The following is a 25,217-nucleotide window of genomic DNA, read 5'->3' as shown; positions in this document are numbered from 1 at the left end:
CGTCTTGTGCCATCCAAGCGCCGCGACGCGAACGGCTTAGAGCTTGCGCACCAGAGCGGCCGCGCGCACGTCGTCGCCGACGACGAAGTGCATGCGCACGGCGCCGTCGCGCTGGTCGTGGCGGATCGTCACGGGTTCACCGAATTTGATGGGGCTGCGGTACTCGAGCACGGCGCGGTAGGGGGCCGCCTCCAGGTCGGGCACCTGGCCGAGTATCTCGTGCACGCCATGCCAGTAAACGGTGTTGTTGACGTGCTCGAAGTGGTCAATATCGGTGCGACGCAATGGGAATGGAGTTTCGCTGCCGTCTTGGATCGGCGCCGTGAGCCACGGGCGCCACTTGAGCCGGTGGTCGTCGGTGGTACTGCCGAATCGCGCCAAGCAATCGTCGGAAAGGCGTGCGGGTGTCAGGGTGTCCTTGTTCATGCAGATCCAGAAGCCTTCGGTTTCGATCCGTCCCCCGTTCGAGCCCTCGAGCTGCACGCGCATGTTGCACCACCGCGTCGACAGCCCCGCACACCAGCGGCGGAAGGTGATATCGCTCGGTATCTCGATCGGCTCGAGAACGTCGATCACCGTGCGCAGGACGATCCAATGGGGATGGACGTCCGCCAGGTTGGCATCGGCAAGATGCTCGGCACCCACCTCCTGGACATAGCGCGCGACGCCGTCGAGACGCAGTCGCTTGTGCTCATCGATGTCGGTTGTGGCCAGTCGCCAGCCGGTTTGGTAGACATAGCCGTCGCCGGGTAGCTCCACAAGCGCCGTGTCTGCATCGGAATTCTGGGCCACGGCCTCTCCTCAGGGTTGTCCGGCTGCCGCCGGGGCAGCGCTGCGCAGCGTCTCGAGTTGCTCGGCGGCGGCGGTCAGCCTCTTCTGGAACATCGACACCACTCGCTCGCGCACCCGCGGCTTGTGGGAAAGCGGCGGAAGCAAGTCCGCGAGCAGGTTCAACCGCGCCGAGCTGAGCCAGTCCGTCAGGTCGGCGTCGTCCAACCAGCGCTGAAAGTTACGGAGATCGGATTGCGTCAGTCGCAGCCAATCCAGGTCGGAGTCCGGATGCGGAATCGGCGTGCATAGTTCGTTTTTCACCGCATCGCCGTCGTAGGCGCATTCAACGTGTGCGATGAATGCGGCACTGAACACCTGCTGGCATCCCCGCACCGCCTGCAGGGTGATGCCGTCGGCGTCGAAAACCGGCTTGGCCGGACGTTGTGGCGCTCCGTCGGCGGTGCAATCGATGTACAGGGCCGAGGGGGAGGAAGGGACCGATCCGCCGTCGAGCACGATCGCGCCGGGCTCGATGGATCGGACGTGGCCCAACCTGACGATGTCGGTGATGCGACGCAACTGGACGAGTTCGGGGTGCGACACGGTCGCGCACCGATACATGGCCGGCCGCACCGACGGATCGATGCGCAGTAGGGTTCCGGCACTCTCCAGCCGGTCGAACAGGTCCGCGGCCGACGCTGCGGCCCCGATGGCCTCGAGGGTGGCCCCAAAGCTGGACCGGAACTTGTCGATGAACGTGGGGCCTGGCTGTAGCGTTGCGCGATCGATCAGCCAGGAATCGCGCGGCATGATCCAGGTCAGTTTGTCCGGGCTGATGTCGTGTCGCAGCAACCAGAGGCAGACGTCCATGCCCGTCTTGCCGGCGCCGACGATCACGTACCGGTCCTGCGCCGTGAATTTCGGCAGTTCGTTCGGAGCGATGCAGACGACACCCGGGGCGACGGTATAAGGCGCGGGCCGCATCGAGGGCACGATGGCACGCAGGTAGCTGGCATCGACGATGCGCCGCTTGACGGTGACCGTGTATTCGGTGCCCGCGAGTGTGAGAAAACGGCCGTCGCCCAGATACTCGCTCATCGGGAAGTAGGAAACACGCCCCGTCGGAAGAAATTGTTGCTGCATGACGCCGTCGAAGTATGCACATATCTCGCCGACGGGAGCGAGCTCATTGAGCCCCCGGTTCCAACCGACGCGGTCAATGGTGTTGTTGCCCAATGCCCTTGAGTTGACGCCGTAGTAGGCCGAGGGTTGGTGCAGCCGCACGAATGGGTAGGCGGTGGTCCAGTGCCCACCAGGTTGACACGCACGGTCGACGATGACGATGCGGGCGTCGGACTCGGTGATGAGCGTGTCGGTGAATGCCATACCCATGGCTCCGGCGCCTATCACGAGGTAGTCGGCCTCGATCGCCTGCATGGGCACTCCTTTGTCCAGGCCCTTGGCGGGCCGATAAACGACCGTGGCCGAAACGATAGCGCCGAGCCGGTTGGTGACGCGAAACGCGTCAACGATGTGGACAACCCGAACTCACTGTGCGCTGTCCAAGGTGGCGAAGTTCGCCGAGGTGACGGCACGTCACAGCGTCGCTGCCCACGACGTAACCGGACGGTGTTCAGCCGGATCGGCCGGCAACGGCGGCACAGGCGGGCCGGCGTGAGCCGTCGTCGTGTATTCGGTCGTGTCGCGGACGGATTCGGCGGGTTGTCCATTCTCGCGGGGAACGCGGGCCCTGATATCGTCTATCAATATCGCCAGTCGATATCGATGTGGGATGCCGGAACCGGTTACCGACCGGTGCAGTGGTCGCGACGGCGAGGGAAGGTGTGATCGTGACGCAACAGTTGCCATCGGCGGTGGGCCGGCGCCGTCTTCTCGGGGTCTCGATATCCGCAGCAGGCGCGGTCGCGCTCTCGGCATGTGGCAGCTCGCAGCCCAAGCCCAGCCCGGGCCGGCCTGGCGCAGCGTCGGAGCAGGAAGTGCCGGTCGCTCCGCCCGAGGACCTGATGCGCGAGCACGGCGTGCTCAAGCGCGTCTTGCTGATCTATCGAGAGGGGATCCGCCGCCTGCAGGCCGGTGAGCAGGCGCCCGCTCGAGCGCTCAACGAGAGCGCGCAGATTATTCGAAGCTTCGTCGAGGACTACCACGCACATCTGGAAGAACAGTATGTCTTCCCCAGGCTGGAACGAGCGGGCAAGCTCGCTGACCTCATCGCCGTTTTGCGGACGCAGCACCAGCGCGGCCGTGTGCTCACGGACCGGGTGCTGGCCACCAGCGCCGGGGCGGCAGCATCCGATCAGCCCGCGCGAGATGCCCTGGTGCAAGACATGTCGGCATTCGTCCGGATGTATGAGCCGCATGAGGCGCGGGAGGACACGGTCGTTTTTCCGGCATTGCGTGACGTTGTGCCCGCCGTCGAGTTTCGCGACATGGCCGAGACCTTTGAAGACGAGGAGCACCGGCGCTTCGGTCAGGCCGGCTTTCAAGGGGTCGTCGATAAGGTCGCCGATATCGAAAAGAGCCTTGGCATCTACGACCTAAGCCAATTCACCGTCACCTAACTAATTCGGTCAGCATTGGTCGGCGACTCGTCGCACCGTGACCGTGGTGTACGGCGGAAATTGGAAATTGAAGTGTGCAAAGGGCCCCGCTAGCCCGATTTTCAGCCGGGGGTGTGACGCCGGGGTGCAAGCCTCGTCAAGCGGGGGTTAACGATTCGGCTTTGTGGGCTGACTTCTCACTTGGATCGGGCCAGGCCGACCCGTCGTGGTTGCACTTTTATACAACTCCGCAGTCGAGAATGGCCGTTGGCTGAATCGATCCTCCTCGGCCGCCTCGTTGGAGACGCCGGTCGTTGCGCCGCTGGCGATCTCATCGCCGGTGTCAGACCGATGAGCCAACAAGGCCCGAAGACCATATGCTTGGGGTCTAAAGCCCCATGCTCAAAGAAGGTCCGGCCAATAGCGTTTTCGTGACTGCCACCAAGGGGAACAAAATGTCTGCAACGGTGAAGCGCTACGGCATCGTCGTCGGTGTCGATGGATCGGGCGCATCGAATGCCGCCGTGGGCTGGGCGGCGCGTGATGCCGCGATGCGAAATGTCCCGCTGAATCTGGTCTACATGTTCAACTTATTCGTGCCGACGTTCCCGCAGATACCGATGCCGACCGGGGTTGCTGTATGGCAGGAAGAAGACGGCAAGAAGGTTCTCGAGCAGGCGGTCAAAATCGCCGAAGACGCCGTGAAGGGGCATCGGGCGATCACAATCGCAAGCGAGGTGAAGTGCTCGCCGCCGGTGCCGACGCTGGTCGAACTTTCCAAAGAAGCGGAGATGGTCGTCGTGGGCAGCCACGGGCGCGGCGCGCTCGCCCGCATCGTGCTCGGCTCGGTCAGTTCGGGCGTGGTGCGCGGCGCGAGCTGTCCGGTCGCGGTCATTCACGGCGGAGAGCCGTCAATGCCCCACCCCGAGCAAGCTCCCGTGCTGTTGGGAGTCGATTGCTCGCCAGCTTCGGAGCTTGCGGCGACGATCGCGTTCGATGAAGCGTCGCGTCGAGGTGTCGGGCTGACGGCATTGCACGCCTGGAGCGATGTTGCGGTGTTCGAACGTCCACCGCTGGAGGACTGGAAGTCGGAAGCGGAGCGGAATCTGGGCGAATGTCTCGCGGGCTGCCTAGAGAGCTATCCCGATGTCACGGTGCACCGACTCGTCGTTCTTGATCACCCCGGTCGAGAGCTGATCGAAGAATCGCATTCCGCTCAGCTTGTCGTGGTCGGGGGCCACGGCCGAGGCGGGCTGACGGGCATGTTGCTGGGTTCGGTCAGCAACGCGGTTGTTCATTCGGTTCGTACGCCGGTGATCGTGGCGCGGCCGTCGTAAGGAACGAGCCCGGGACGCAGCGGCTGGACAGGAGAAGCGCGGTGGCAGAACGGTTGGCGGGAAGGGCCGCACTTGTTACTGGCGGCGGGCGCGGCATGGGCGTCTCGCACGTGCGGACACCATGGGCTTCGCGACCACCCCTTGGCGACGGGGATCTGGACGGCGCCGGCGCGTTCCGCGCGTGGCTGCCTGACGCGCTTTTCGTTGTGCCCGCCTCGCTTGCGCTGTGAGGTTGAGCACCTGAATGTCGAGGGCGGGGCTCTGGTCGACCCCAAATGGCCACCCGTTACGCCGCGATGGCGACGGCCAATTGGTCTATCGCGGCACGCGGTTCACCCGCATCGTCTGGGGCAAACTTGTCGACGAGCGAATCTTGCCGGTACTCAAGCGTCGACGCCCGCGCTCGTGTGAGGGCGGATCGGTCGTTCGGCCAATCGTCGCAGCGACAGATGCCATTGTTGTGTCGTGCGTGGCGACGACGAGGTCCTCGAGGCCGGTGCGTAACGCCGATGCGAGGTGAATCGCATCGAGCGTGCGGATGCGAGGGATGATTGCTTCTGCTTCCTGCAAGACGGCGTGGTCGTTGGGATGGTGTCGACGAAATCCAGAATCTGGTCCCCCCCGGTCGGCGACTGGCAAGCCCCTCCTGCCGTAGGACGCGAGTGATCTCGGTGCGAAGGATGCGCGCGGAAACGACGCGATCGTCGTCTCTCCCGGTCGTGCTGTCGAACCACTGGGCCGCTGACGCCGAATGGCCAAGCATGATGCGTATCGCCACGGAGCTGTCGAGATAGTAGTACGTCACCACGGGCCCTTTTCTTCGTTGAGAAGCTCATCGATTGTCTTTGCCGTGGTGAGGCGACCCGGCGCATCGATATGCGCCCCTTGTTTCTAGCGCTCCATGGAAGTAAAGACTAATCGGACTAGTCTAACTAGTTATCAGTGGTATGCTGGATGCGTGAAGTCCGTGACCAGCACGGAGGCAAAGGCCAAGCTCAATGCGATCTTGGCCGAGGTCGAGCGGACGGGCGTATCGGTCATCATCACCAGCCATGGACGTCCGGTGGCGGTACTCACGCCGGCGCATCCACGGCCACGAAAGTTCGGTCAGTTGCCGGCACTTGTGGTGCCCGATACGTTCGATGAGCCGCTTCCTGATGCGGAGATCGCTGCGTGGGAAGGCAATTCGTGACTTCGGAGCGCCAACCATCGCCACCTCTGGCCGTTCTCTTGGATACAAATGCTCTGCTTTGGCTGGTGAGTGCGCCCGAGAAAGTGTCAACCGCGGCGCGTGAAGTGCTGAGCGAGTCGACTAACCAACTCATGGTTTCGGCAGCATCGGCGTGGGAGATCGCGATAAAGACCCGTTTGGGGCGTCTCGACGGTGAGCCGCTGCTGTCAGCGTGGTCGGACGTTATTGCCGACATGACCGCTACCAACCTAGCGATCGACGCGGGAGATGCCATTCTGGCTGGGCGCTTGCCGTGGGAACATAAAGACCCGTTCGACCGGGTGCTTGTGGCTCAGGCTGCCCGACGGAACCTCACCATCGCGACTAGCGACGCTCACATCGTGACCGCTGCGCTTACGCCAACGCTGCGAATCTAACCGCGCCGTGTGCTGCAGCAACAACCTAATTGAAAGGTGATTCGTCACCGTGACGTATCAATGGCGGTGGGGGGGAGTGGGAGGAAGGCTCGTCGGTCACCGGCTACGAGGCCGGCCCCGGAGGTGTCGAATCGCTGATCCGCGCCGGTGCGACGTCTTGCCGATCAGTTCGGCGCGTGCCGCCGCGTCGCGCGACAGGGTGATCCGCTGTTGAGCCGCGACCGCCCAGGATTGGAATCTCGCCAGTCTCTCGTCACGTGACGGAAGGACGTCGTGCTCGACGAGCAAGTTGCGCATGTAGTCGGTCGTGCGGCCCGCTGGCAGTTGGTCAAACACCTCATGGGTGAGGGTGGAGTGGCGGGCCAGCTCACGCAGAACCGATTGGACGTGGGATTGGCGGATCCATGTCAGGCCACTGTTGGGGCGGTGCATCGTGATTCTGCTCCGTGCTGGTCAGCGGGTCGCCGCGGCGCAGAACGACTGAGAAAATCAACCAATCGTCAAGGGGTGCGAGTCTTTTCATCTAATGCAACTCGCTACCTTTAAGTGCCGATAAGCGACTCGCTACCTTTAAGTGCCGATAAGCGACATTATGTCAAGTAAACCGTCCGCGTCGGGGACCGCATCCGCCAAGGCAAGGTCACCGGGCTGGCCAAACCTGCCCTGCCACAGCTTCGACGCGAACGCCGCATGGCCCGAAATAATCTTGACTGCAAAGGATCTCGTTACCTGCCGGTGACACGGGACAGGTAAACATGCCGCAACCCGAAAATATCTGCCGCACAAGCCAACCCGAGGTCAACCCGCAAACCGACCTACCGGCATGCAGAACCGCCTCTAGGTGCAAGGAATGTGCTCATTGAGCACACAATTCGACGGTGGCGAGTAGGAACCGGTCAGCACGCCTCTCAGACCACCTGTGGCTGAACCACCGGGTGCAATGACGCGATTCCAATTCGCGGGAGTGAGAACAAAGTGCGTGCCAGATTGGGTAAGGGTGCTATTCCATGTGTGCGAGACGGATTGTCCCACTGGCATGTCGAATTCAAGCTTCCAATCGGTGAGCGGCACCATGCTCGAGTTGGTGATGGTGAAGCGGGCGATGAAACCGGTCTGCCACGTGTGTTCCACCGACAACGTCGCCGTGGCCGCAGCCGCACGAGCTACGGGGGTGATGGTGAGTCCGAGGATGGCAACTATCAATGCCGACACGGTTAGGTGAAGCGCTGTGCGCCAGCGCTTCACGTAATTGTCCAGTCCGGCCATAGCAGCCAACACTAAAGCCAAACAGGCGACATCCCCCTCGCATCGCGGGTAAGCTGCAGTACCTTTGCTCAACTGAAACCGACACGAAATTTTGCCTCGGTCCGCCCTGAAATATGTGTCAACTCGGCCGAACGCGAACTTGCGGACTCCCGGCCCCCACCACCGCTCAAGCTTCACTCGCGGCGATCCGCGGCAACAGCCCGTGCTGCGCAACGTTGGATACGCCCGGCCGGCGGTCAGGTACTCCACACGTCGACACGGCCATGGGCAGGGCGCACACTTGTGCAATGCAGGTATGTCATTTCATCGCTGCCGCGCTGACCGCAGCGCCTCCCCCGCCGCGGTCCCTGCGCCGGGCCCAGGCGTCAACGTCACCGCGGCCGGCGTGATCGTGCACGCCGGCGGACCTGAGCCCGAGCCGCGCCGCCCGCTTAGCGGCCTCTCGGACCTACGTGCGTTCTTTCACACCAACACCGTGCCGCTGTACTTCATCTCGCCGACCCCGTTCAACCTGCTGGGCATCGATCGCTGGGTACGAAACTTCTTCTACCTGACCTACTTTGACTCCTTTGAGGGCGCACATTCGCGCGTCTTCGTGCCCCGGCGGCGCGACCGCATTGATTTCGGGTCCATGGGGGATGTGTGCAACCACCTCCTGCGCGATCCCGAGACACTCGAGTTCATCGCCAACCGAGGGCCCGGCGGCAAGGCCTGCTTCGTGATGCTTGACGAAAAGACCCAGGCCCTCGCGGACGAGGCGGGGCTCGACGTCATGCACCCCCCGGCGGAGCTGCGCCATCGCCTGGGTTCCAAGATCGTCATGACGCGCCTAGCGGATGAGGCGGGCGTTCCGAGCGTGCCTCACGTAATCGGGCGCGTCCGCTCCTACGACGAGCTGTCGGCGCTCGCGCAGAACGCCGGGCTGGGACATGACCTCGTCGTCGTGGCCGCATATGGCGACGCCGGCAGCGCGGTGTTCTTTGTGCGCGGCCAGCGCGACTGGGACGATCACGCCGGTGACCTGGTCGGGCAGGAAGTCAAGGTGATGAAGCGCATCCGCAATGTCGAGGTGTGCCTCGAAGGCACCGTGACCCGTCACGGCACTGTGATCGGTCCCGCGATGACGAGTCTCGTCGGTTACCCGGAGCTGACGCCGCGCAGGGGCGGCTGGTGCGGCAATGACATCTGGCGCGAGGTGCTGCCGCCCGCACAGACGCACGCCGCGCGAGAAATGGTGCGGAAGCTGGGCGACGTGCTGCGCCGCGAGGGGTACCGCGGCTACTTCGAGGTGGACCTATTGCACGACCTGGACGCCGACGAGCTCTACCTCGGCGAAGTGAACCCGCGCCTCAGTGGCGCCAGCCCGATGACGAACTTGACCACCGAGGCCTACGCCGACATGCCGCTGTTCCTCTTCCACCTGCTCGAGTACATGGACGTGGAGTACGAGCTCGACATCGAGGAGATCAACTCGCGCTGGGAGCGCGGCTATGGCGAAGACGAGGTCTGGGGTCAGCTGATAATCAGCGAGACCTCGCCGGATGTCGAGCTCTTCACTGCAACCCCACGCACAGGTGTGTGGCGCCTCGACGACGAGGGGCGTGTCTCCTTTGCGCGTCAGGGCAACGACTGGGCCACGCTGCTCGACGAATCCGAAGCCTTCTACATGCGTGTCGCGGCGCCTGGGGACTTACGCTGCGAGGGCGCCCAACTGGGCGTGCTCGTCACCCGCGGGCACCTGCAGACCGACGACTATCAGCTCACCGAGCGCTGCCGGCGCTGGGTCAAGGGCATCAAGGCGAAGTTCGCCTCAACACCCCTGGCGCCGGCCACGCCGATCGTCTCGCGGCTTGTCGCACGAGCGTGAGCAGCGTCCCGGCCGGCATCTCCCTGGACAACTGGTTATCGGCACCCTATTCGCAGTGGTCAGTCCAGCACGTCGAAGTCTTGGTGCCGACCGCGGTTATCTCGCGCGGGACCGCGCCGGCCGCGGCGTTGCCCGCGTCCGGTGCTCCGGTGGCCGAAATCCCGGTGACCAGCACTGACGGAGTGGCCACCACCGTTGGCGCGGTAATGGCCACCACCGCTACCGACGGGTGGGCCGTCGCCTGCCGCGGGTCGATGGTGGCCGAGGAGTACCTCGGCGGCCTCGGGGCCCAGACGCGGCACCTGCTGTTCTCGGTGAGCAAGTCGCTGGTGGCAGCCGTCGTTGGCGCGCTGCACGGGGCCGGTGCGATCGAGCTGGACGCGCCGGTCACGGCGTTCGTTCCTGCCCTGGCGAACTGTGGCTACGCCGGTGCGACGGTGCGTCACCTGTTGGACATGAGGTCCGGTATCGCCTTCTCGGAAAACTACCGCGATCCGGCTGCCGAGATTCACATCCTTGACCAGGCGATCGGGTGGGCGCCCAAGAGGGGGCCGGACGTGCCCTCCACGCTGCAGGACTTCCTGCTGACCTTGCGGCAGAAGTCGGCGCACGGCGGCCCGTTCCAATATCGCTCGTGTGAAACCGATGTACTCGGCTGGATCTGCGAGGTCGTCGGCGGTGAGCGGATGCCCGAACTGATGTCGGAACTGCTGTGGACCCGCATCGGCGCCCAATGCGACGCAACCATCGGCATAGACGCGGTCGGCACCGGACTGTTCGACGGCGGCATCAGCGCCTGTCTTACCGACATGATCCGGTTCGGGTCGCTGTTCTTGCGCGACGGTGTCTCGCTGACCGAGCAGCAAGTGGTGCCGGCGGCGTGGATCGCCGACACTCTCCACGGCGGTCCCGACTCGCGTCAGGCGTTCGCCGCCAGCCCCGACGACACCGGATTGCCCGGCGGAATGTACCGCAACCAAGTGTGGCTTCCCTACCCGGGCAGCAACGTCGTGTTGTGCCTGGGCATGTGTGGTCAGATGATCTACGTCAACCGCGCCGCAGAGCTGGTCGCCGCCAAGTTATCCACCCAGCCGCACTCCGATGAGCCGCTCATGGTGGACACGCTGCGCGCATTCGATGCGGTGGCACGCGAACTGGCGGCAATCACCAGTTAGCCCCGGGGTTCCGCTGACCGCTCCACACGGGCGAACCTCTCCCCTGCTCCAGCGGCATCCTTGCTACGACGTCGCGGTGGCCCACGGATTCACCGCGTCGATTCCGGTGTCGGCGAAGTCGTCGACGTTGCGTGTTCCCAGTCCAGCGCTCCAGCAGCGGCAGATGGCCGCAATTTGCGCGTCCGCCATACTGATTGGCCGCCCAATTTGTTCTCGGGCGGCCACGATTTCCCCGTAGTGCGTTGCCGCCTGCGCATCGAACGGCAGGATCTGGTCTCGAAAATCCTCCGTCAGCAGTCCTTCGACCTTGGTGTGTAGCTCTCGCTTGCGGCTCCCTTCCGGCAACCGGGCTACGCCACACATCAGCTCGGCCGCCGTCACCACGGTGAGCACGACATCCGCGGCGGAGAACCCGTCGACCCAACTGACGACCGCAGGCTCTGGTGCATGGCGCATTAGCTCCGACACGACGTTGGTGTCGAGGACGATCACTCGCCAAGCCCCGCAGCTCGAGGACGCTCGGTGCGGTTCGGCAGTTCGAGGTCCGCGTCCCCGATGTCCGAGAACCGCTGCCGAATCCGGGTAGCCATTCCGGGACCGCTCGACGGGCGTTCCAACACGGCGCGCAAGATCTCCCGGACCTCGGATTCCATCGAGCGGCCGTGCTCTGCGGCGCGCACGCGCAGGGCCGCCTTGAGGTCGTCATCGAAATCGCGAATCGTCAAGGTCGCCATCCACCGCTCCAACTCTTGCTAGCACTGCAGTCAATGCTAGCGGATTTCCATCAGTGGCGGCAGTATCGCGGTTCGGGAAACACACGCTCACGCAAGACGCTTGCGCGCCTAGCAAGAGTGTGTTCGCAATCTTGTAGTGGACGCCGATGGGTGGTCTGCATAACGTGACCTTGCATGCAGAAGCCCTGGTCAGAACCCGTCCGAGCAGCATGTCGTTCCCGGCGGATGAAGACCTCGCACCGCGGGCGGCACCTTTCGGTCATTGATTGCGGGAGGAACGACGATGTCGTTTGTGGACGCGGCGCCGAAGGCTCTGGCGGCGATTGTCGGAGTTGAGCACCATGCCCGACGTCCATGATCGCTGAAGGTCCGGCGGATGCATTTCATCAGGCCTGTGGACGCACTCCCGACGTTTGCCGGGCGGACCGGCTGATGACGAACGCGTGGGGCTTCGCGGTTCGCTCGCTTCGCATTCCGTTGCGCGTCGGTGTGCGGCAGGCGTCTTTTCATCGCGCCGAGAGCGCCTCGATTGTGGTGGCGGTGGCTCGCGACGCGGTGGGTGTGGGCGAAGGCTGCCCGCGTCCTTACCAGACCGGTGAGGATATCGACTCCGGCGTGGCTTGGCTCAACGCCATCGCCCCCGCCGCGCTGGCCGCTGCCAGTGACCTTGCCGGCCTGCGGGAGTTCGTGTGGGAACGCCGGGTGGAGCTGGATCAGCACCCAGCGGCGTGGTGCGCGCTGGAGCTGGCCCTGCTAGACGCGCTGGCGCGCGAGGCCGGGTGCAGCGTCGAGCGGCTGCTTGATCTTCCGGAGACCACGACGCGTTTCGTTTACACGCTGGTCCTCTCCGATGGGCCGCTGGAGGTCACGTGGGCCCAGCTCAAGCGCGGCTTCGCGGCTGACATCCGGTGCTACAAGGTCAAGCTCGGCGCGGATGCCCAGCGCAACCGCGAGCGTCTCGATCTGCTGTGGCGCCTGGCCCCAGGTCCGATCCGGGTGCGCCTCGACGCCAACAACCTGTGGGGAAAAGACAGCAAGGCCGCGATCCGCGAGCTCGGCGCGCTCGCCCCGCTGTTTTACGCGGTCGAGGAGCCGCTGGCGCCGCGGTGTCCGACCGAGCTGGCGCGTGTGGCCCGGCAGGTCGATACCGCGATCATTCTGGATGAGAGTCTGTGTACGCTCGCCGACCTGGCGCTCTACGGCGATCGCGGCGTGGAGTGGATCGCCAACCTCAAGGTCTCGCGTTGCGGCGGGCTGCTGCGCGCCATCGAGCTGGCCCGCGCCGTTCAAGCGCTTTCCTGGCCCGTGGTGGTCGGCGGCCAGGTTGGGGAAACCTCGCTGTTGACGCGCGCCGGCATGGTGCTGGCGCGCGCGGTAGGAGATTCGCTGGCGGGTATCGAGGGCGGCGCCGGCGAGCTGCTGTTGGCCCGCGATCCTGTGCGACCGGTGCTGCAGTTTGGTGCCGGCGGGGTCGTCGATTTGGCTCGCAGCGGGTGTTCGCGGCGGGGTTTTGGCCTGGACGCTGCCTGGGCGTCCACCGTCTGTATGGAGGATGACGATGGCTTGGTTGAGCAAGCTCGTTCAGCTATGTGACTACCGCACCGGCCGCTTCGACGCCTTCGTGGTCCGCAGCGAAGACGATCGCCGGGCCTGCGTGCGACTGTTGGACCGCGTGCGTGGGGAGGAGCTGGGCCGCATCTACGGGCGCAGCGCGCTGGACAGCGCCGCCTTCGCCAGCGAAAAGGTCGAGGACACGCTGCTGGCCTGTCGTGACACGCGCACCGGCATGATCATCGGTTGTGTGCGCTCGACCCCTGCCGATCAGGTGGCGCACCTGGCGGCGAGCCAGCAGGAGTACCACCTGGATCGCATCCCGAGGGAACTGCTGGCGCGCACCGTGATCGGAACGCGGTTTGCCGTCCAGCGGGACTATCGCCATAGCGTGGCTTCCCTGGTCCTCAAGGAGAAGGCTTACCGCGAGACGATGCGACTGGGCTATGCGCTGTCTCTGATGACCTGCGAGCCGGGCCTCTTCAACTACTACACCGCCCTGGGCTATCGCCCCATGGGGCGGGTACACGCCGGATTCACGTGCGGCTTCCGGATCACCATGGCGATGGTCCACCATGACCGCGAGCACCTGGAACGCGTGCGCTCTCCGCTGGTCAAGGTGCTGCGCAGCCACCGGGGACCGCTTGACGAGGAAGCCCTGCGCTGGTGGGCGGACTACGAGCGCCGGCACGACACCGTGAACATCGGGCTTGCGCGCTATGTGCAAACCGATTCCGCGATCCACGGTGCGCTCAGCGAGGGCATGTCCCCCAAGGGCGTCGCCGAACTGTTGCACCACGCCTACCTGGTTGATTGCCTGCCAAGGCATTTGATCATCGCGAAGGGAGACGGCGGACGCTCGCTTTTCATCGTGGAGCGCGGGCGGGTCGCAGTCGAGAGCGGCGGGCGTGTGGTGGCGACATTTGCGGCCGGCGAGGTCTTCGGTGAGCTGGCGTTGATCCTGCGGGGTGCTCGCACCGCTGATGTGCGCGCGGCGGGCGCCGGCACCCGCGTCCTGGTGCTCAGTCAGAGTGCGCTGCAACGGGTAAGCCAGGCTGCAGATCAGGCGGCGCTGTGGCGGAATCTGGCGCGCGTGTCTGGCGCGGCTGCTGCTGGCGCGCACCTGCATCCGTACTCATCCCCAACCCCGGCCGAGGGCGTCTCGAGTCCGGCGACTGGTCTACCCGTCGGCAGCCAATAACACGATCCGCGCCGTCGTCGCCGGCCACCGCGACAGGCTAGACACGCACAATCGTCAAGCCGGCGACCCCGTCGAGGGGATCGAAGTCATCGTCTTGCGTCACCACCGGCAGTCCCCGGGAAGCTGCGATGGCGGCGATCCAAAGGTCGTTGATGCGGACTCGCCGACCGGCTTCTGCGAGATGGATTCGAAGCCGCGCCCACATCCGCGCTGCGTCGTCGTCGACCGGAAATGCGACGATGTCGGCAGTAGCGTCCAGTGTTGCCAGTCGTTGCGCTCGAATGTCCGCCGAGGCGGCGGCGAGCACGCCGAGGTTGAGCTCGGCCACGGTGACGACGGTGGTCGCCAGTTCGTCGGGGAGCCGCGACGCATCGGGCAGGCGACCGCTCTCCTGCGCGATGAATACTGACGTATCGAGCACGCCGGCGGAGGTCACGGCAGCGGACCAAGCTCGTCGGAGGTGTCCCCTGCTAGCTCAGCGAGTTCCTGGCGCAACGCAAGATCCGCTTGCGCGCGCTCGAGCCTCCGCAGTAGTTCGTCACGGCCTAACCATCTGCGTCGGGTCGGCCGCAGAGCGGTGAGAAGGGCGACCGCCTTGCCGTTGACGGTGACGGTGATATCTTCACCAGCCTGCACGCGCCGGAGCAGCCCTGCGGTGTGATTGCGCAGTTCTCGGGAGGCAACTTCCGACATGCTACGAATGTAGCAAAGTTGTAGCCAGGCTGTTGAGCCGCGACGACGCGCTCCTAGCGAGTGTCCGGATGAGCGATAGGGCGCAGTTCCAGCCGCGGGATCCCGGCAAAATCAATTGGGTTGCATGTGTAGAGCGCGATCCCGTGAGCGATCGCGGTGGCGGCGATCAGTGCGTCGTAAGCGCGTGCCGCCGGTTTTCGCCCCGATGCGCGCAGGGCGGCGGCCACCCCGCCGAATGCTCGCGCGCAGTCGGCGTCGAACGGGAGAACCTCAAAGTCAGCCTCAGCCTGCTGCAGATGTTGCTGGCGTGCGCTGCGCTCGTCATCGCTGGGGGCGACATGCGGGCCGACGGACAGCTCCGCCAGGGTGATCGCACTGATCACCGATTCGTCGGGAAGGGTCGTCGGGTCGGCGATCTCACCGAGAAGGATCACCGTGGACGTGTCGAGGATTCCGCGCGTGGATGGCTCATTCACGGCGATGGATCGATCAGGTTATCGATATCGTGGCGCAGAGCGTCGGGATTTACTCTCGGGAGATGCCTGCGGCGGCGAATAAGCTCGGCGGGGCCGGCGCTGGGATGTGGGAGCGGCCGCAATTCGGCCACCGGGGTGCCGTCACGGGTTACCACGATGCGCTCACCCCGCTCGACGCGGCGCAGCACTTCTCCCCCGCTGTTGCGCAACTCGCGCACTGTCACCGATCCCATGACCGCAAGCGTATCACCGGTGAGACACATGCCACCGTTGATGCTGATGCGCCGCCGTCGCCGGCGGTATGCAAGCATGTGGCGGTGACTGCCCGCAGGCTTACTCGCATCGTTGGTGTCTCGGTTGTGACGACGTGGGCGCTGGTGAGCGCGCCGATCGGCGCGCCCGCCGCGTCCGCCGATCCATGCTCGGATGTCGCGGTGGTTTTCGCTCGCGGCACCCATCAAGAGCCGGGTCTCGGCGACGTCGGCCAGGCATTTGTCGATTCGCTCGGCTCGCAGATCGGCGGGCGGTCCGTGGCCGTCTACGCGGTCAACTACCCGGCGAACGACGACTACCACACGAGCGCGTCCAGCGGCGCCGACGACGCGAGTGCCCACATCCTGGACACCGTCGCCAGCTGCCCGAGCACCAGAATTGTGCTTGGCGGGTATTCGCAGGGCTCCACGGTGATCGATTTGTCCACCACGACGATGCCCGCTCCGGTGGCCGAACATGTCGCGGCCGTGGCCCTTTTCGGCGAGCCATCCAGCGGGTTCTCCAGCATGTTGTGGGGTGGCCAGCCGCTGCCGACAATCAGCCCGCTGTACGGCGCCAAGACCATCAACTTGTGCGCCCCCGACGACCCGATATGCTCCCCGGGCTCGAACATCATGGCGCACGTTTCCTACATCCAGTCCGGGATGACAAACCAGGCCGCGACATTCGCGGCCAACAAGCTCGGTCAGGCGGCTTCACGCGCCTAACGGGTACGCCTCACACTGTGTGATCAAAGACCGTCGTCCCGACACCGCCGGGGCTGTAGTCGATGTACACCTGTTGGAGTGAGAAGGGCAGGAAGCCGGTATTCATCAAGCCTGATGAGATGACGGTCGGCTGGTAATTGTTCGTGTTGAAGGAGTAGAGCCTCTGAGTGCCCCCGGCGTCGGCGTAGACCTCAATGTTCGTGTTCGCCGGTAGCGTTCCGGACCCGATCACGGACGACGGCATGGTTCCCGTGACGCCACCGGAGTCGATGATCGACGGAACGGGCTGGAGAGGCCCGCCATCGACCGATACCCACAGGGTGGTAATCGGCGCTCCGGTGACCGAGACGTTGGGGCCAGGCAATGTGTTGGGCCCGAACGTCAGCTCACCCCCGGGCATGTCGATGAGAACACCCTGGCTGAGGGTGCCCGGCAGGGCCGTGGTCGGAATGCTGGGGCCCGGGCCCGTGGCATTCGGTCCGACACCCAAGACGCCGTCCGCGCCGGCCGAGGCGAAATACGCCTCGAACGGGGTCAACGTCGGATTGGCGAGCCAGGCTCGCAGAGACGACGTGATCGCGTGGGGCGAGGTCGGGACCGCGAAGAGGACGGCGTTAACGCTGGTGGGCGCGGTGACGAGGCCATTCCCGAAATCGACCGTCGTGTTGAAGGTGGCGTAGACATAGATCAGCCCGCCGCTGTAAGCGCCGATCCCAACGTTCGTGGGCAAGCCGAGCTGCTGTAGCCAGATGTCTTGAATCGGGACCACGAGACCAGCGGACCCGGTGTCGACGATCACGGGCACGGCCGGTCCGCCGTTGACGGACGTGTACACCAACGGCTCGGTGACGTTATAGATGTGCAGCGGGACGGTCCCGTTGACCGGGCCGCCCGTCCCAAAGTGCCCATTGGCCCCGGCGGGGCCCCACAACCAGCCGCCGTGGCCGCCGGTGCCGCCGCCGCCGACAAACCCGTCCTCGAGGGCCGCGGTTTGGCCGGCGTCTCCGCCGGCGCCGCCCATCCCGCCGGGGCCGAGCAGGCCCGCCCAACCGCCAGCTCCGCCGAGTCCGCCACTCGCGGCGGCCTTGGTCGGCGCGCCCGTCGGGCCGGCGCCTCCCGGCCCACCGGGCCCGCCGGCACCGTACAGCCATCCGCCGTTGCCGCCGGCCCCACCGGGTGCGTTGGGTCCGCCGGCACCCCCGGCGCCCCCATTGCCGATCAGCCCCGCCGCACCGCCGGCACCGCCGCCGACCCCCGACGCCGTCTGGGAATAGCCGTTGCCACCGTTGCCATACAGCAGCCCACCGGCCCCGCCGTTGGGGCTCGCGGCCGTCCCGTTTGCCCCATCGCCGATCAGCGGACGCCCCAGCAACAGCTGGGTCGGTGCGTTGACCACCCCCAACACGTCCTGCTCGAGCGTCTGCAACACCGACGCGTTGGCGGCCTCCGCGGCCACATACGACCCGGCCCCCGAGCTCAGCAGCTGCACGAACTGCTGATGAAACGCGTTGGCCTGCACGCTGAGCGCCTGATACTCCTGCCCAAACCCGGCGAATAGCGCCGCCACCGCCGCCGATACCTCGTCGGCGGCCGCGGCGGCCAAGCCAGTGGTGGGAACAGCCGCGGCCGCGTGCGCCGCGTTCAGCGCCGCACCGATGCTCTCCAAATCCGCTGCCGCCGACGCCAGCAACTCGGGAGCCACGACCAGAAGCGGCACACCGCCCCCTTCCGCGTCAATCAGCAATCCATGTGCGCCTACAGCGTATCGAGGTCCCGTCTCGGCATCTCAGTTTTCAACGCACCGGTCATACGTCGAACGACTCGCAGGCTGGCCGAGAGCATCGTACGCAGGCGACGGAATCAACTCCGCGTGCACGGTGCGGCCGAACTTGTCCCGCATCAGTCGGTGCGCCAACGGCACCACCACGCCATGCAGGAAGGGATATTTCTGGCGGAGCAGACGCCCCGCCTTCCGGTACTCGGCCCCGTCCAACAAGCGCACGCCGCCGGGTTGCGTCGATCCGGTCGGCCTGCCCGATGCCGTAGCGGGCCCGAAGTCGACGTTCGGGTTGCGTCGAATCCGGCGCACCTTGATCGCCCGCTCGAAACTACGGAAGTAGGCGCGGTCGCCATCCACCACGATGCTGACCGGGCTGGAGCCCCCGGTGCCGTCCTTGCGATACGTGGTGAGCCTGATCGTCTTCTGGCGCACGAATGGCGCCAGGCTCTGGCTGGTCGCGGTGGCAACGGGGCCCAGAACATAGCCGAGTTGGCGTAGCCGCAGGGCGAACGCCACGACGAGGGCCACCGACACCGCGCCGAGCGCCCATGCCTGCGCGACCGAACCACCCACGTCGAGGTCCATCACGTGGTTCACCGTGTGTACGGTGTTGGCCACGATGAATCCGGCGAGCGCGGTGGCCAGCGCGTCCCCCCAGATCAGCGCAAGCAGCAGTGCGGCGCCCAGGCCCAGCTGGAAGGCGCCGACGTCGTGCAGGAAGTGCCGGTGCGCGTGAAACTGGACGACCTCGGCGAATGACGTCGGATCGACCAGGCACCAGACCCCGATCCCGACGGTGGCCACCCCCACCAGCGCCGTCACCGCGACCAGGTAAACCCGCGCCAGCACGCCCAAGCGATTCATCGCGTCGCCCCTTCCACAATGTTTGTCCTCAATCGATAGACGGGGCTGGGTGCCGATGCGTGACGGCACCCGCCGGGCCAAAGCCGCCGTTTGCCCGCCTGCGCCGCGGAACTACGCTGGCGGGCATGGCCACCGAGTCCACCATGCTCCCCCTTGGCACCCCGGCACCGTCGTTCACCCTGCCCGACCCGGCCACCGGCGCCACGGTCAGCCTCGACGAGCTCACGGGTCCCGCGCTTGTCGTCACCTTCATCTGCAACCACTGCCCGTACGTCCAGCACGTCGCCGCCGCGCTCGCCGCGCTCGGTCGGGACCTCGCTGACCGGGGTGTCGCGATGGTCGGCATCTGCAGCAATGACGTGGCCACCTACCCGCAGGACGGACCCGATCAGATGGTCGCCGAGGCCCGCCGCCACGGCTGGGCGTTTCCGTACCTCTACGACGAGACCCAGGACGTGGCACGGGCCTTCTCCGCGGCCTGCACGCCCGACACGTTCGTGTTCGACGGTGAGCGTCGACTCGTGTACCGCGGCCAGCTCGACGACTCCCGCCCCGGGAACGGCCTACCGGTGACGGCCGCTGACGTCCGCGCGGCGGTCGACGCCGTGCTCGCCGGGCGGCCCGTCGACCCGAACCAGCGGCCGTCGATCGGGTGCAGCATCAAGTGGCGGTGAGCCGGGTTCACGCCGGCCGATGAACCGCCGATGAAAGTTGTGCTGGCAGGCTACGGAAGTCGCGGCGATGTCGAGCCTTTCGCCGCCGTCGGTCGCGAACTGTTGCGCCGAGGTCATGAGGTACGCATGGCGGTCCCGCCTAACCTGCTTGGCTTCGCCGAGTCGGCGGGGCTTGCCGCGGTCGCCTACGGGCCGGACTCGCGGGAGGCGATGAACCCGGCCACGGATTTGGTTCGCAACTTGGCGACGAAGCTCCGAAATCCGATGAGCATGTTGACCGAGGTGATTGAGCACCTCAGCCAGGTCAAGGCGGACAAGGGCGCGACGCTGGTGTCGCTGGCACCAGGGGCCGACCTGATATTGGCGGGCATCAACGAGCAGGGTGTGGCGGCCAGCGTCGCGCAGTATCACGGCATTCCGCTGGCCGCGCTGGACGTTTTCCCGGCGCAGCTTTGGGCATCTGGTGGGCTGGGTCCGCTTGTCACGAAGGAGACCGACGATGCTGCGCGCCGCGCGCTCGGCTTGCCGGCGGCAACCGGCTCCGCAACGCGACTGGAAATCCAGGCCTACGAGCAGCTTTGCGTGCCCGGGCTGGCCGCCGAATGGGCCGAATTGGATGTCCGTCGGCCCTTCGTCGGCGCGTTGACCCTGGAGTTGCCGACGGATGCCGACGACGAGGTCTCGTCGTGGACCTCTGCTGGAACGCCGCCCATCTACTTCGGCTTTGGTAGCACGCCGATCGCATCCTGGGCCGACACGGTCACCATGATCGGTGCGGCCTGCGCGGAGTTGGGCGAGCGAGCGTTGATTTGCAGCGGCCCAAATGACTTCACCCAGATCCCCCAGTTCGACCACGTCAAGGTTGTGGACGCGGTGCGTCATGCGGCCATATTTCCGGCTTGCCGCGCGGTCGTCCACCACGGGGGCGCTGGCACCACGGCCGCGGGCATGCGGGCCGGACTCCCCACGTTGATCCTCTGGTTCTGGCTCGATCAGCCGATGTGGGCCGGGGCCATCGAACGGCTGAAAGTCGGCTCGGGGCGGGCCTTCTCGGCCACCACCCCGCAATCACTGGTCGCTGACCTGCGCTCCATCCTCACCGCGCAGTGCCGCGCTCGAGCCCGTGAGATCGCCGCCCAGATGACCGAGCCCGCCAAAAGCATGGCCAGTGCCGCCGATCTCCTGGAAGACGCGGCCCGCGTCGAGAGCGTTGGCTGATCGGCGAAGGCCCAGTCACCGGAATACCGCGAGCGATCACGTCCCGGCGAACCATGCGGTCGTCACCGCGCGGGTCTGCGGCCGCGGAAAGTGGGTGGCCGGTGTGCCCAGTTGGCCGACCTTGACCGTCCACGCCGGAGCCGACCGGTCGATGCAAGCACCCCCAGAACCCACGCCCTGGCCGGGCAGCCACAAGACCGCGAGGTTCGCGCCGGCGTCGCCGCACCCGTAGGCGCCGACGTAACCGTCATCGCGGCCACCCCATGCGCCGCCGTTGCGAAGCAGGCAACGCGTGCCGTCGTCGAGAACCAGCGCGAACGGCTCTTGCGTTGCGGGAGCCCGCACCGGCGGGAGCGGTCCGCGGTAGGTCACCCGATGCAGGCGCTTGTCCCACGGATTGTCCACGCACAACAGCAATCCGGGCGTCGATGGCCAGCAGGTGCCGGCACCCGCCGCGCTGGGCGAACAGTAGTGGACGTTGTCGGTGACCGCCGACGGCGACGGCGTCGCAGCCCTCCCGCCCCTCGTAGATCATCAGACTTGGCGTGCCGCGCTCGACGAACTGCGCTAGCGCGAGAAGGCCACCACCGGACGGATCGAGGAAGCACTCGCCTACCAGCACAAGGCCGGCAACCTGATGGCCTGGTACTCGTCCTCGCAGAGCCCGTTTGCCGCCGACATGGACGCGCCGCCCGGCGGCGGCTTTGCGGTCAATGCGTTTCTGCCCGCAGGCGACACCGTGTTCCGCACAGGCATACGACGGGGAGGAATGGCTGGACTCGCCCGAGGGTTGGCCCTCGCGGCCGACGTACTCTGAATGGCTGGATTCCCCCGATATCGCCCGCGCCTACGACCCCAAGGACAACGCATGACCGCGAGCACCGAACGCTACGTCGTCACTCGGACCATCCCGGCTTCCCCGGAGCAGATTTTCGCCGTCCTCGCCGATCCGTCACGCCACCGGGACACCGAGCCCGGTGACTGGGTCCGCGACGCGGCGGACACCGCACCGATCACCGGCACCGGGCAGGTCTTCGCGATGAACATGTACCTGACACAGGCCGGCGGTGACTACGTCACGTACAACCTGGTCACTGTGTTCGACCAGGACCGTTCCATCGGATGGATGCCGGGTCAGCTCGACGACGCGGGCAACCACGCTCCCGGCGGTTGGTTCTGGCGCTACGACCTTGCTCCCAACGGGGACCGCACAGACGTCACCCTCACCTATGACTGGAGCGCCACGCCGCAGGACTTCCGCGACCGGATCGGCGGGATGCCCGCGTTTGCGGAGGATTACCTCGCCGCCTCGCTGGTGACGCTGGAGCGCTCGGTACTGCGGACGATCACCTGAGCAGCTGAGAGCAGCGTTCACACCCCCACCCGTTCACCCCGAATCAATGCGCCGCCCGCCTGGGCAAAGTCTTGACTGATTCCAAATAAGAGCGTAATAGTGGCAGGGTGGCCTCAACGGCGGACTACACGGAGAAGCTCCGGACGGCCGATTTGCGCGTGACCCGGCCCAGGCTGGCCGTGCTCGAGGCAGTAGACGCAAATCCGCATGCCGACACCGAGACAATCTTCTCGGCGGTGCGGATCGGTCTGCCTGACGTCTCTCGCCAGGCCGTTTACGACGTGCTCAACGCCCTGACGGCGGTGGGTTTGATTCGGCGGATCCAGCCATTGGGGTCGGTGGCCCGCTATGAGTCCCGGGTCGGCGACAACCACCATCACGTCGTGTGCCGGTCCTGCGGCGTCATCGCCGACATCGACTGTGCGATCGGCGAGGCTCCGTGCTTGACCCCGTCCGACGACAACAACGTCCTGGATGGCTTCGTCCTCGACGAGGCCGAAGTCATCTACTGGGGCCTGTGCCCCGACTGCTCGACCGCAATGCCCGGATCACAGCCGTGATCATGGCCCGATTCACCCACACCCGGAAGGAATGCCGTGTCATCCGATACATCCGCTAGCCCCTCGCCCAAGCTGAAGGCGCATGGCCCCCTGACGAACCGGGACTGGTGGCCCGATCAGGTCGACGTGTCGGTGCTGCACCCGCAACCGCCCCAGGCCAACCCGCTCGGCGAGGATTTCGACTACGCCAAGGAGTTCGCCAAGCTCGATGTCGAGGCGCTCAAGGCAGATTTGATCTCGGTGATGACCACCTCTCAGGACTGGTGGCCCGCCGACTACGGCCACTACGGCGGCCTGTTCATCCGGATGAGCTGGCACGCCGCCGGCACCTACCGCATTCACGACGGCCGCGGCGGCGGCGGCCAGGGCATGCAACGGTTCGCCCCGCTTAACAGCTGGCCGGACAACGCCAGCCTCGACAAGGCACGCCGGCTGCTGTGGCCGGTGAAGAAGAAGTACGGAAACAAGATCTCCTGGGCGGATCTGATCATCTTCGCCGGCAACGTCGCTCTGGAGTCGATGGGATTCAAGACGTTCGGCTTCGGCTTCGGCCGCGAAGACGTCTGGCAGCCCGAAGAGATCCTCTGGGGCGAAGAGGACGAGTGGTTGGCCACCGACAAGCGCTACTCCGGTGAGCGCGACCTCGCCCAGCCCTACGGCGCGACCACCATGGGTCTGATCTACGTCAATCCGGAAGGCCCCGAAGGCAAACCGGATCCGATCGCCGCGGCTCGCGACATCCGTGAGACGTTCGGCCGCATGGCGATGAATGACGAGGAGACCGCCGCGCTCATCGTCGGCGGCCACAGCTTCGGCAAGACCCACGGCGCCGGCGACGCCGATCTGGTCGGCCCCGAACCCGAGGCCGCCCCGATCGAACAACAGGGACTCGGCTGGAAGAGCTCCTACGGCAGCGGCGTGGGCAAGGACGCCATCACCAGCGGCCTGGAAGTCGTCTGGACCTCGACCCCGACCAAGTGGGGCAACGGGTACCTGCAGAACCTGTACGGCTACGAGTGGGAGTTGACCAAGAGCCCAGCGGGAGCCTGGCAGTTCAAGGCCAAGGACGGCGCCGGCGCGGGCACGATCCCCGATCCGTTCGGTGGACCGGGCCGGGCCCCGACGATGCTGGTCACCGACATCTCGTTGCGCGAGGACCCGATCTACCGGCGGATCACCCAACGTTGGCTGGACCACCCCGAGGAACTGTACGAGGCGTTCGCCAAGGCCTGGTACAAGCTGCTGCACCGCGACATGGGTCCGATCAGCCGCTACCTGGGGCCGTGGGTTCCCGAGCCGCAGCTGTGGCAGGACCCGGTTCCGGACGTGGACCACGAGCTGGTCGACGACAAGGACATTGCGGCGCTGAAGAGCAAGGTGCTCGAGTCCGGCCTTTCCGTTCCGCAGCTGGTGAAGACGGCCTGGTCGGCCGCGGGTAGTTACCGCAACACCGATAAGCGGGGCGGCGCAAACGGTGGACGGCTTCGCCTCCAGCCGCAGCGGAGCTGGGAGGTCAACGAGCCCTCCGAACTGGACAAGGTGCTGCCCGTTCTCGAGCGCATCCAGCAGGAGTTCAACGGCTCGGCCTCCGGCGGCAAGAAGATCTCACTGGCCGACCTGATCGTGCTGGCCGGGTCCGCCGCGGTCGAGAAGGCTGCCAAGGACGCCGGTCACGAGATCACGGTGCATTTCGCGCCCGGGCGTACCGACGCCTCGCAGGAGAACACCGATGTGGACTCGTTCGCGGTGCTCGAACCGCGGGCCGACGGGTTCCGCAACTATGCGCGGGCCGGCGAGAAGGCACCGCTGGAGCAGCTGCTGGTGGAGCGGGCGTACCTGCTGGGTGTGACCGCTCCAGAGTTGACAGTTCTCGTCGGCGGCCTGCGTGCCCTCGGTGCCAACCACGGCGGCAGCAAGCACGGCGTGTTCACCGACAGGCCGGGCGCGTTGACCAACGACTTCTTCGTCAACCTGCTCGACATGGGCACGGAGTGGAAGGCGTCGGAGTCGGCGGAGAACGTCTACGAAGGATTCGACCGCTCGTCGGGACAGCTCAAGTGGACAGCCACCGCGAACGACCTGGTGTTCGGGTCGAATTCGGTGCTGCGCGCGCTGGCCGAGGTCTACGCCCAAGACGACGCCAAGGAGAAGTTCGTCGAGGACTTCGCCGCCGCGTGGGTCAAGGTCATGAACAACGACCGGTTCGACCTCAAGTAGCGCCGGGGCAGATCGTCGACACCTAGCGACACCCCGCGAGCCGACGGCTCGCGGGGTGTCGTCTATTTGCGGCGGCCTCGGCAAGCCCGAAGCTGCCCGCTGGCCAGATCTAAGGGTCCTTCGGCTCTACCCCGGTGGGGTATATCCGCGGCATACTGCGAGAGCATCGACAACGGATACGGAGGTACCGCTCGTGAGATCGAAACCGCGGGTGCAAATGGCGAGCAGCTCCGATGTCCTTTTCGGGATCGCACTCTTCGTTGCACCCGCCATGGCTTACTCCCACACCGCATCGGCGCCGTGAACGACGTCATGGCGCCTGGGAAACCCTGA

The 25,217-nt window shown here is 65.9% G+C and carries 27 protein-coding genes and 2 pseudogenes; 16 read left to right on the top strand and 13 right to left on the bottom strand.

Annotation, left to right across the window (positions count from 1 at the left end):
* Positions 1-36: 36 nt before the first annotated feature.
* On the bottom strand, positions 37-792 hold the full coding sequence (locus G6N24_RS09740; protein WP_085161998.1) for an acyl-[acyl-carrier-protein] thioesterase: 756 nt from the start codon (positions 790-792) through the stop codon (positions 37-39).
* Positions 793-801: 9 nt separating this feature from the next.
* The gene (locus G6N24_RS09735) at positions 802-2,208 is read right to left on the bottom strand and encodes an NAD(P)-binding protein (protein WP_085161999.1); all 1,407 of its coding nucleotides are present in this window, start codon (positions 2,206-2,208) and stop codon (positions 802-804) included.
* A 383-nt stretch (positions 2,209-2,591) separates the two neighbouring features.
* On the opposite strand from G6N24_RS09735, the gene G6N24_RS09730 reads away from it, so the two are divergent.
* The 5 genes from G6N24_RS09730 (at position 2,592) to G6N24_RS09710 (ending at position 6,274) form a co-directional block, all read left to right on the top strand.
* Positions 2,592-3,350 carry a hemerythrin domain-containing protein gene (locus tag G6N24_RS09730; RefSeq protein WP_085162000.1) on the top strand — a complete coding sequence of 253 codons (759 nt, stop codon included), beginning with the start codon at positions 2,592-2,594 and terminating at the stop codon, positions 3,348-3,350.
* A gap of 434 nt (positions 3,351-3,784) precedes the next feature.
* Complete coding sequence (locus G6N24_RS09725) at positions 3,785-4,666, top strand: universal stress protein (RefSeq protein WP_085162020.1); 882 nt, start codon at positions 3,785-3,787, stop codon at positions 4,664-4,666.
* 41 nt (positions 4,667-4,707) lie between these two features.
* Positions 4,708-4,896 (top strand): hypothetical protein, encoded by a 189-nt coding sequence (locus G6N24_RS25770; RefSeq protein WP_232070738.1) that lies wholly within the window; start codon positions 4,708-4,710, stop codon positions 4,894-4,896.
* Between the two features lie 728 nt (positions 4,897-5,624).
* Positions 5,625-5,858 carry a type II toxin-antitoxin system Phd/YefM family antitoxin gene (locus tag G6N24_RS09715; RefSeq protein ID WP_085162001.1) on the top strand — a complete coding sequence of 78 codons (234 nt, stop codon included), beginning with the start codon at positions 5,625-5,627 and terminating at the stop codon, positions 5,856-5,858.
* A 26-nt stretch (positions 5,859-5,884) separates the two neighbouring features.
* Positions 5,885-6,274, top strand: a complete 390-nt coding sequence (locus G6N24_RS09710; protein ID WP_085162021.1) for a type II toxin-antitoxin system VapC family toxin — start codon at positions 5,885-5,887, stop codon at positions 6,272-6,274.
* Between the two features lie 96 nt (positions 6,275-6,370).
* Here G6N24_RS09710 and G6N24_RS09705 read toward each other — a convergent pair whose 3' ends face one another.
* Positions 6,371-6,706, bottom strand: a complete 336-nt coding sequence (locus G6N24_RS09705) for a hypothetical protein (protein ID WP_232070737.1) — start codon at positions 6,704-6,706, stop codon at positions 6,371-6,373.
* Between the two features lie 405 nt (positions 6,707-7,111).
* Positions 7,112-7,540 carry a cellulose-binding domain-containing protein gene (locus tag G6N24_RS09700; protein WP_085162002.1) on the bottom strand — a complete coding sequence of 143 codons (429 nt, stop codon included), beginning with the start codon at positions 7,538-7,540 and terminating at the stop codon, positions 7,112-7,114.
* Between the two features lie 385 nt (positions 7,541-7,925).
* Between G6N24_RS09700 and G6N24_RS09695 the strand changes: the two genes are divergently transcribed.
* Together G6N24_RS09695 and G6N24_RS09690 are read left to right on the top strand one after the other, a co-directional pair.
* Positions 7,926-9,407 carry a biotin carboxylase gene (locus tag G6N24_RS09695; RefSeq protein ID WP_139822523.1) on the top strand — a complete coding sequence of 494 codons (1,482 nt, stop codon included), beginning with the start codon at positions 7,926-7,928 and terminating at the stop codon, positions 9,405-9,407.
* A complete protein-coding gene (locus G6N24_RS09690; protein WP_085162004.1) occupies positions 9,404-10,582 on the top strand; it encodes a serine hydrolase domain-containing protein in 1,179 nt (392 codons plus the stop codon). The genes G6N24_RS09695 and G6N24_RS09690 overlap by 4 nt, the downstream gene beginning before the upstream one ends.
* A gap of 63 nt (positions 10,583-10,645) precedes the next feature.
* Here the strand turns inward: G6N24_RS09690 and G6N24_RS09685 are convergent, their stop codons facing one another.
* Together G6N24_RS09685 and G6N24_RS09680 are read right to left on the bottom strand one after the other, a co-directional pair.
* The gene (locus G6N24_RS09685; protein ID WP_085162005.1) at positions 10,646-11,074 is read right to left on the bottom strand and encodes a type II toxin-antitoxin system VapC family toxin; all 429 of its coding nucleotides are present in this window, start codon (positions 11,072-11,074) and stop codon (positions 10,646-10,648) included.
* Positions 11,071-11,316: a FitA-like ribbon-helix-helix domain-containing protein gene (locus tag G6N24_RS09680; protein WP_085162006.1), complete on the bottom strand. Its 246-nt coding sequence runs from the start codon at positions 11,314-11,316 to the stop codon at positions 11,071-11,073. Before G6N24_RS09680 ends, G6N24_RS09685 begins: the two co-directional genes overlap by 4 nt.
* A gap of 432 nt (positions 11,317-11,748) precedes the next feature.
* On the opposite strand from G6N24_RS09680, the gene G6N24_RS09675 reads away from it, so the two are divergent.
* Positions 11,749-12,909, top strand: coding sequence for an enolase C-terminal domain-like protein (locus tag G6N24_RS09675; protein ID WP_163745474.1), 1,161 nt, complete (start codon positions 11,749-11,751; stop codon positions 12,907-12,909).
* The gene (locus G6N24_RS09670) at positions 12,884-14,068 is read left to right on the top strand and encodes a cyclic nucleotide-binding domain-containing protein (RefSeq protein ID WP_163745473.1); all 1,185 of its coding nucleotides are present in this window, start codon (positions 12,884-12,886) and stop codon (positions 14,066-14,068) included. The genes G6N24_RS09675 and G6N24_RS09670 overlap by 26 nt, the downstream gene beginning before the upstream one ends.
* A gap of 37 nt (positions 14,069-14,105) precedes the next feature.
* Here the strand turns inward: G6N24_RS09670 and G6N24_RS09665 are convergent, their stop codons facing one another.
* Genes G6N24_RS09665 through G6N24_RS09650 form a run of 4 tightly spaced genes read right to left on the bottom strand, consistent with a single transcriptional unit; the run spans position 14,106 to position 15,470 of the window.
* Positions 14,106-14,504 carry a type II toxin-antitoxin system VapC family toxin gene (locus G6N24_RS09665; RefSeq protein WP_179963478.1) on the bottom strand — a complete coding sequence of 133 codons (399 nt, stop codon included), beginning with the start codon at positions 14,502-14,504 and terminating at the stop codon, positions 14,106-14,108.
* Positions 14,501-14,761, bottom strand: a complete 261-nt coding sequence (locus tag G6N24_RS09660) for a type II toxin-antitoxin system Phd/YefM family antitoxin (protein WP_085162009.1) — start codon at positions 14,759-14,761, stop codon at positions 14,501-14,503. Before G6N24_RS09660 ends, G6N24_RS09665 begins: the two co-directional genes overlap by 4 nt.
* 53 nt (positions 14,762-14,814) lie before the next feature.
* On the bottom strand, positions 14,815-15,237 hold the full coding sequence (locus tag G6N24_RS09655) for a type II toxin-antitoxin system VapC family toxin (protein WP_085162010.1): 423 nt from the start codon (positions 15,235-15,237) through the stop codon (positions 14,815-14,817).
* Positions 15,234-15,470 carry a type II toxin-antitoxin system Phd/YefM family antitoxin gene (locus G6N24_RS09650; RefSeq protein WP_085162023.1) on the bottom strand — a complete coding sequence of 79 codons (237 nt, stop codon included), beginning with the start codon at positions 15,468-15,470 and terminating at the stop codon, positions 15,234-15,236. Before G6N24_RS09650 ends, G6N24_RS09655 begins: the two co-directional genes overlap by 4 nt.
* 84 nt (positions 15,471-15,554) lie before the next feature.
* Here G6N24_RS09650 and G6N24_RS09645 point away from each other — a divergent pair, with 84 nt between their 5' ends.
* Positions 15,555-16,217: a cutinase family protein gene (locus G6N24_RS09645; protein ID WP_139822524.1), complete on the top strand. Its 663-nt coding sequence runs from the start codon at positions 15,555-15,557 to the stop codon at positions 16,215-16,217.
* A 10-nt stretch (positions 16,218-16,227) separates the two neighbouring features.
* Here the strand turns inward: G6N24_RS09645 and G6N24_RS09640 are convergent, their stop codons facing one another.
* Both G6N24_RS09640 and G6N24_RS09635 read right to left on the bottom strand, forming a co-directional pair.
* Positions 16,228-17,934, bottom strand: coding sequence for a PecA family PE domain-processing aspartic protease (locus G6N24_RS09640; RefSeq protein WP_085162012.1), 1,707 nt, complete (start codon positions 17,932-17,934; stop codon positions 16,228-16,230).
* 69 nt (positions 17,935-18,003) lie between these two features.
* The gene (locus G6N24_RS09635; protein ID WP_085162013.1) at positions 18,004-18,861 is read right to left on the bottom strand and encodes a PPOX class F420-dependent oxidoreductase; all 858 of its coding nucleotides are present in this window, start codon (positions 18,859-18,861) and stop codon (positions 18,004-18,006) included.
* A 125-nt stretch (positions 18,862-18,986) separates the two neighbouring features.
* On the opposite strand from G6N24_RS09635, the gene G6N24_RS09630 reads away from it, so the two are divergent.
* Complete coding sequence (locus G6N24_RS09630) at positions 18,987-19,535, top strand: thioredoxin family protein (RefSeq protein ID WP_085162024.1); 549 nt, start codon at positions 18,987-18,989, stop codon at positions 19,533-19,535.
* A 30-nt stretch (positions 19,536-19,565) separates the two neighbouring features.
* Positions 19,566-20,753 (top strand): glycosyltransferase, encoded by a 1,188-nt coding sequence (locus G6N24_RS09625; RefSeq protein ID WP_085162014.1) that lies wholly within the window; start codon positions 19,566-19,568, stop codon positions 20,751-20,753.
* A gap of 36 nt (positions 20,754-20,789) precedes the next feature.
* Here the strand turns inward: G6N24_RS09625 and G6N24_RS23870 are convergent.
* A pseudogene (locus tag G6N24_RS23870) lies at positions 20,790-21,257 on the bottom strand (hypothetical protein); the annotation flags it as partial.
* Between the two features lie 79 nt (positions 21,258-21,336).
* On the opposite strand from G6N24_RS23870, the pseudogene G6N24_RS24385 reads away from it, so the two are divergent.
* From G6N24_RS24385 to katG, 4 genes and pseudogenes are all read left to right on the top strand, one after another.
* A pseudogene (locus G6N24_RS24385) lies at positions 21,337-21,625 on the top strand (DUF899 domain-containing protein); the annotation flags it as partial.
* Positions 21,622-22,107, top strand: coding sequence for an SRPBCC family protein (locus G6N24_RS09610; protein WP_085162015.1), 486 nt, complete (start codon positions 21,622-21,624; stop codon positions 22,105-22,107). The pseudogene G6N24_RS24385 and the gene G6N24_RS09610, both read left to right, overlap by 4 nt.
* Before the next feature lie 107 nt (positions 22,108-22,214).
* On the top strand, positions 22,215-22,667 hold the full coding sequence (locus G6N24_RS09605) for a Fur family transcriptional regulator (protein WP_085162016.1): 453 nt from the start codon (positions 22,215-22,217) through the stop codon (positions 22,665-22,667).
* Between the two features lie 36 nt (positions 22,668-22,703).
* Positions 22,704-24,884 carry a catalase/peroxidase HPI gene (gene katG / locus G6N24_RS09600; protein WP_232070735.1) on the top strand — a complete coding sequence of 727 codons (2,181 nt, stop codon included), beginning with the start codon at positions 22,704-22,706 and terminating at the stop codon, positions 24,882-24,884.
* Positions 24,885-25,217: the final 333 nt, after the last annotated feature.

The organism is Mycobacterium lacus (assembly GCF_010731535.1).
Taxonomy (GTDB): Bacteria; Actinomycetota; Actinomycetes; order Mycobacteriales; family Mycobacteriaceae; genus Mycobacterium; species Mycobacterium lacus.
This window is presented reverse-complemented; position numbering and strand designations above follow the sequence as displayed.

Bases quoted from the DNA above. Each gene is read 5' to 3' on its own strand.
- G6N24_RS09675 (WP_163745474.1), top strand. From the start codon at position 11,749: ATGACGAACGCGTGGGGCTTCGCGGTTCGCTCGCTTCGCATTCCGTTG.
- G6N24_RS09700 (WP_085162002.1), bottom strand. From the start codon at position 7,540: ATGGCCGGACTGGACAATTACGTGAAGCGCTGGCGCACAGCGCTTCAC.
- G6N24_RS09735 (WP_085161999.1), bottom strand. From the start codon at position 2,208: ATGCAGGCGATCGAGGCCGACTACCTCGTGATAGGCGCCGGAGCCATG.
- G6N24_RS09635 (WP_085162013.1), bottom strand. From the start codon at position 18,861: ATGAATCGCTTGGGCGTGCTGGCGCGGGTTTACCTGGTCGCGGTGACG.
- G6N24_RS09705 (WP_232070737.1), bottom strand. From the start codon at position 6,706: ATGCACCGCCCCAACAGTGGCCTGACATGGATCCGCCAATCCCACGTC.
- G6N24_RS09610 (WP_085162015.1), top strand. From the start codon at position 21,622: ATGACCGCGAGCACCGAACGCTACGTCGTCACTCGGACCATCCCGGCT.
- G6N24_RS09660 (WP_085162009.1), bottom strand. From the start codon at position 14,761: ATGTCGGAAGTTGCCTCCCGAGAACTGCGCAATCACACCGCAGGGCTG.
- G6N24_RS09680 (WP_085162006.1), bottom strand. From the start codon at position 11,316: ATGGCGACCTTGACGATTCGCGATTTCGATGACGACCTCAAGGCGGCC.
- G6N24_RS09725 (WP_085162020.1), top strand. From the start codon at position 3,785: ATGTCTGCAACGGTGAAGCGCTACGGCATCGTCGTCGGTGTCGATGGA.
- G6N24_RS09630 (WP_085162024.1), top strand. From the start codon at position 18,987: ATGGCCACCGAGTCCACCATGCTCCCCCTTGGCACCCCGGCACCGTCG.
- G6N24_RS09650 (WP_085162023.1), bottom strand. From the start codon at position 15,470: ATGGGATCGGTGACAGTGCGCGAGTTGCGCAACAGCGGGGGAGAAGTG.
- G6N24_RS09625 (WP_085162014.1), top strand. From the start codon at position 19,566: ATGAAAGTTGTGCTGGCAGGCTACGGAAGTCGCGGCGATGTCGAGCCT.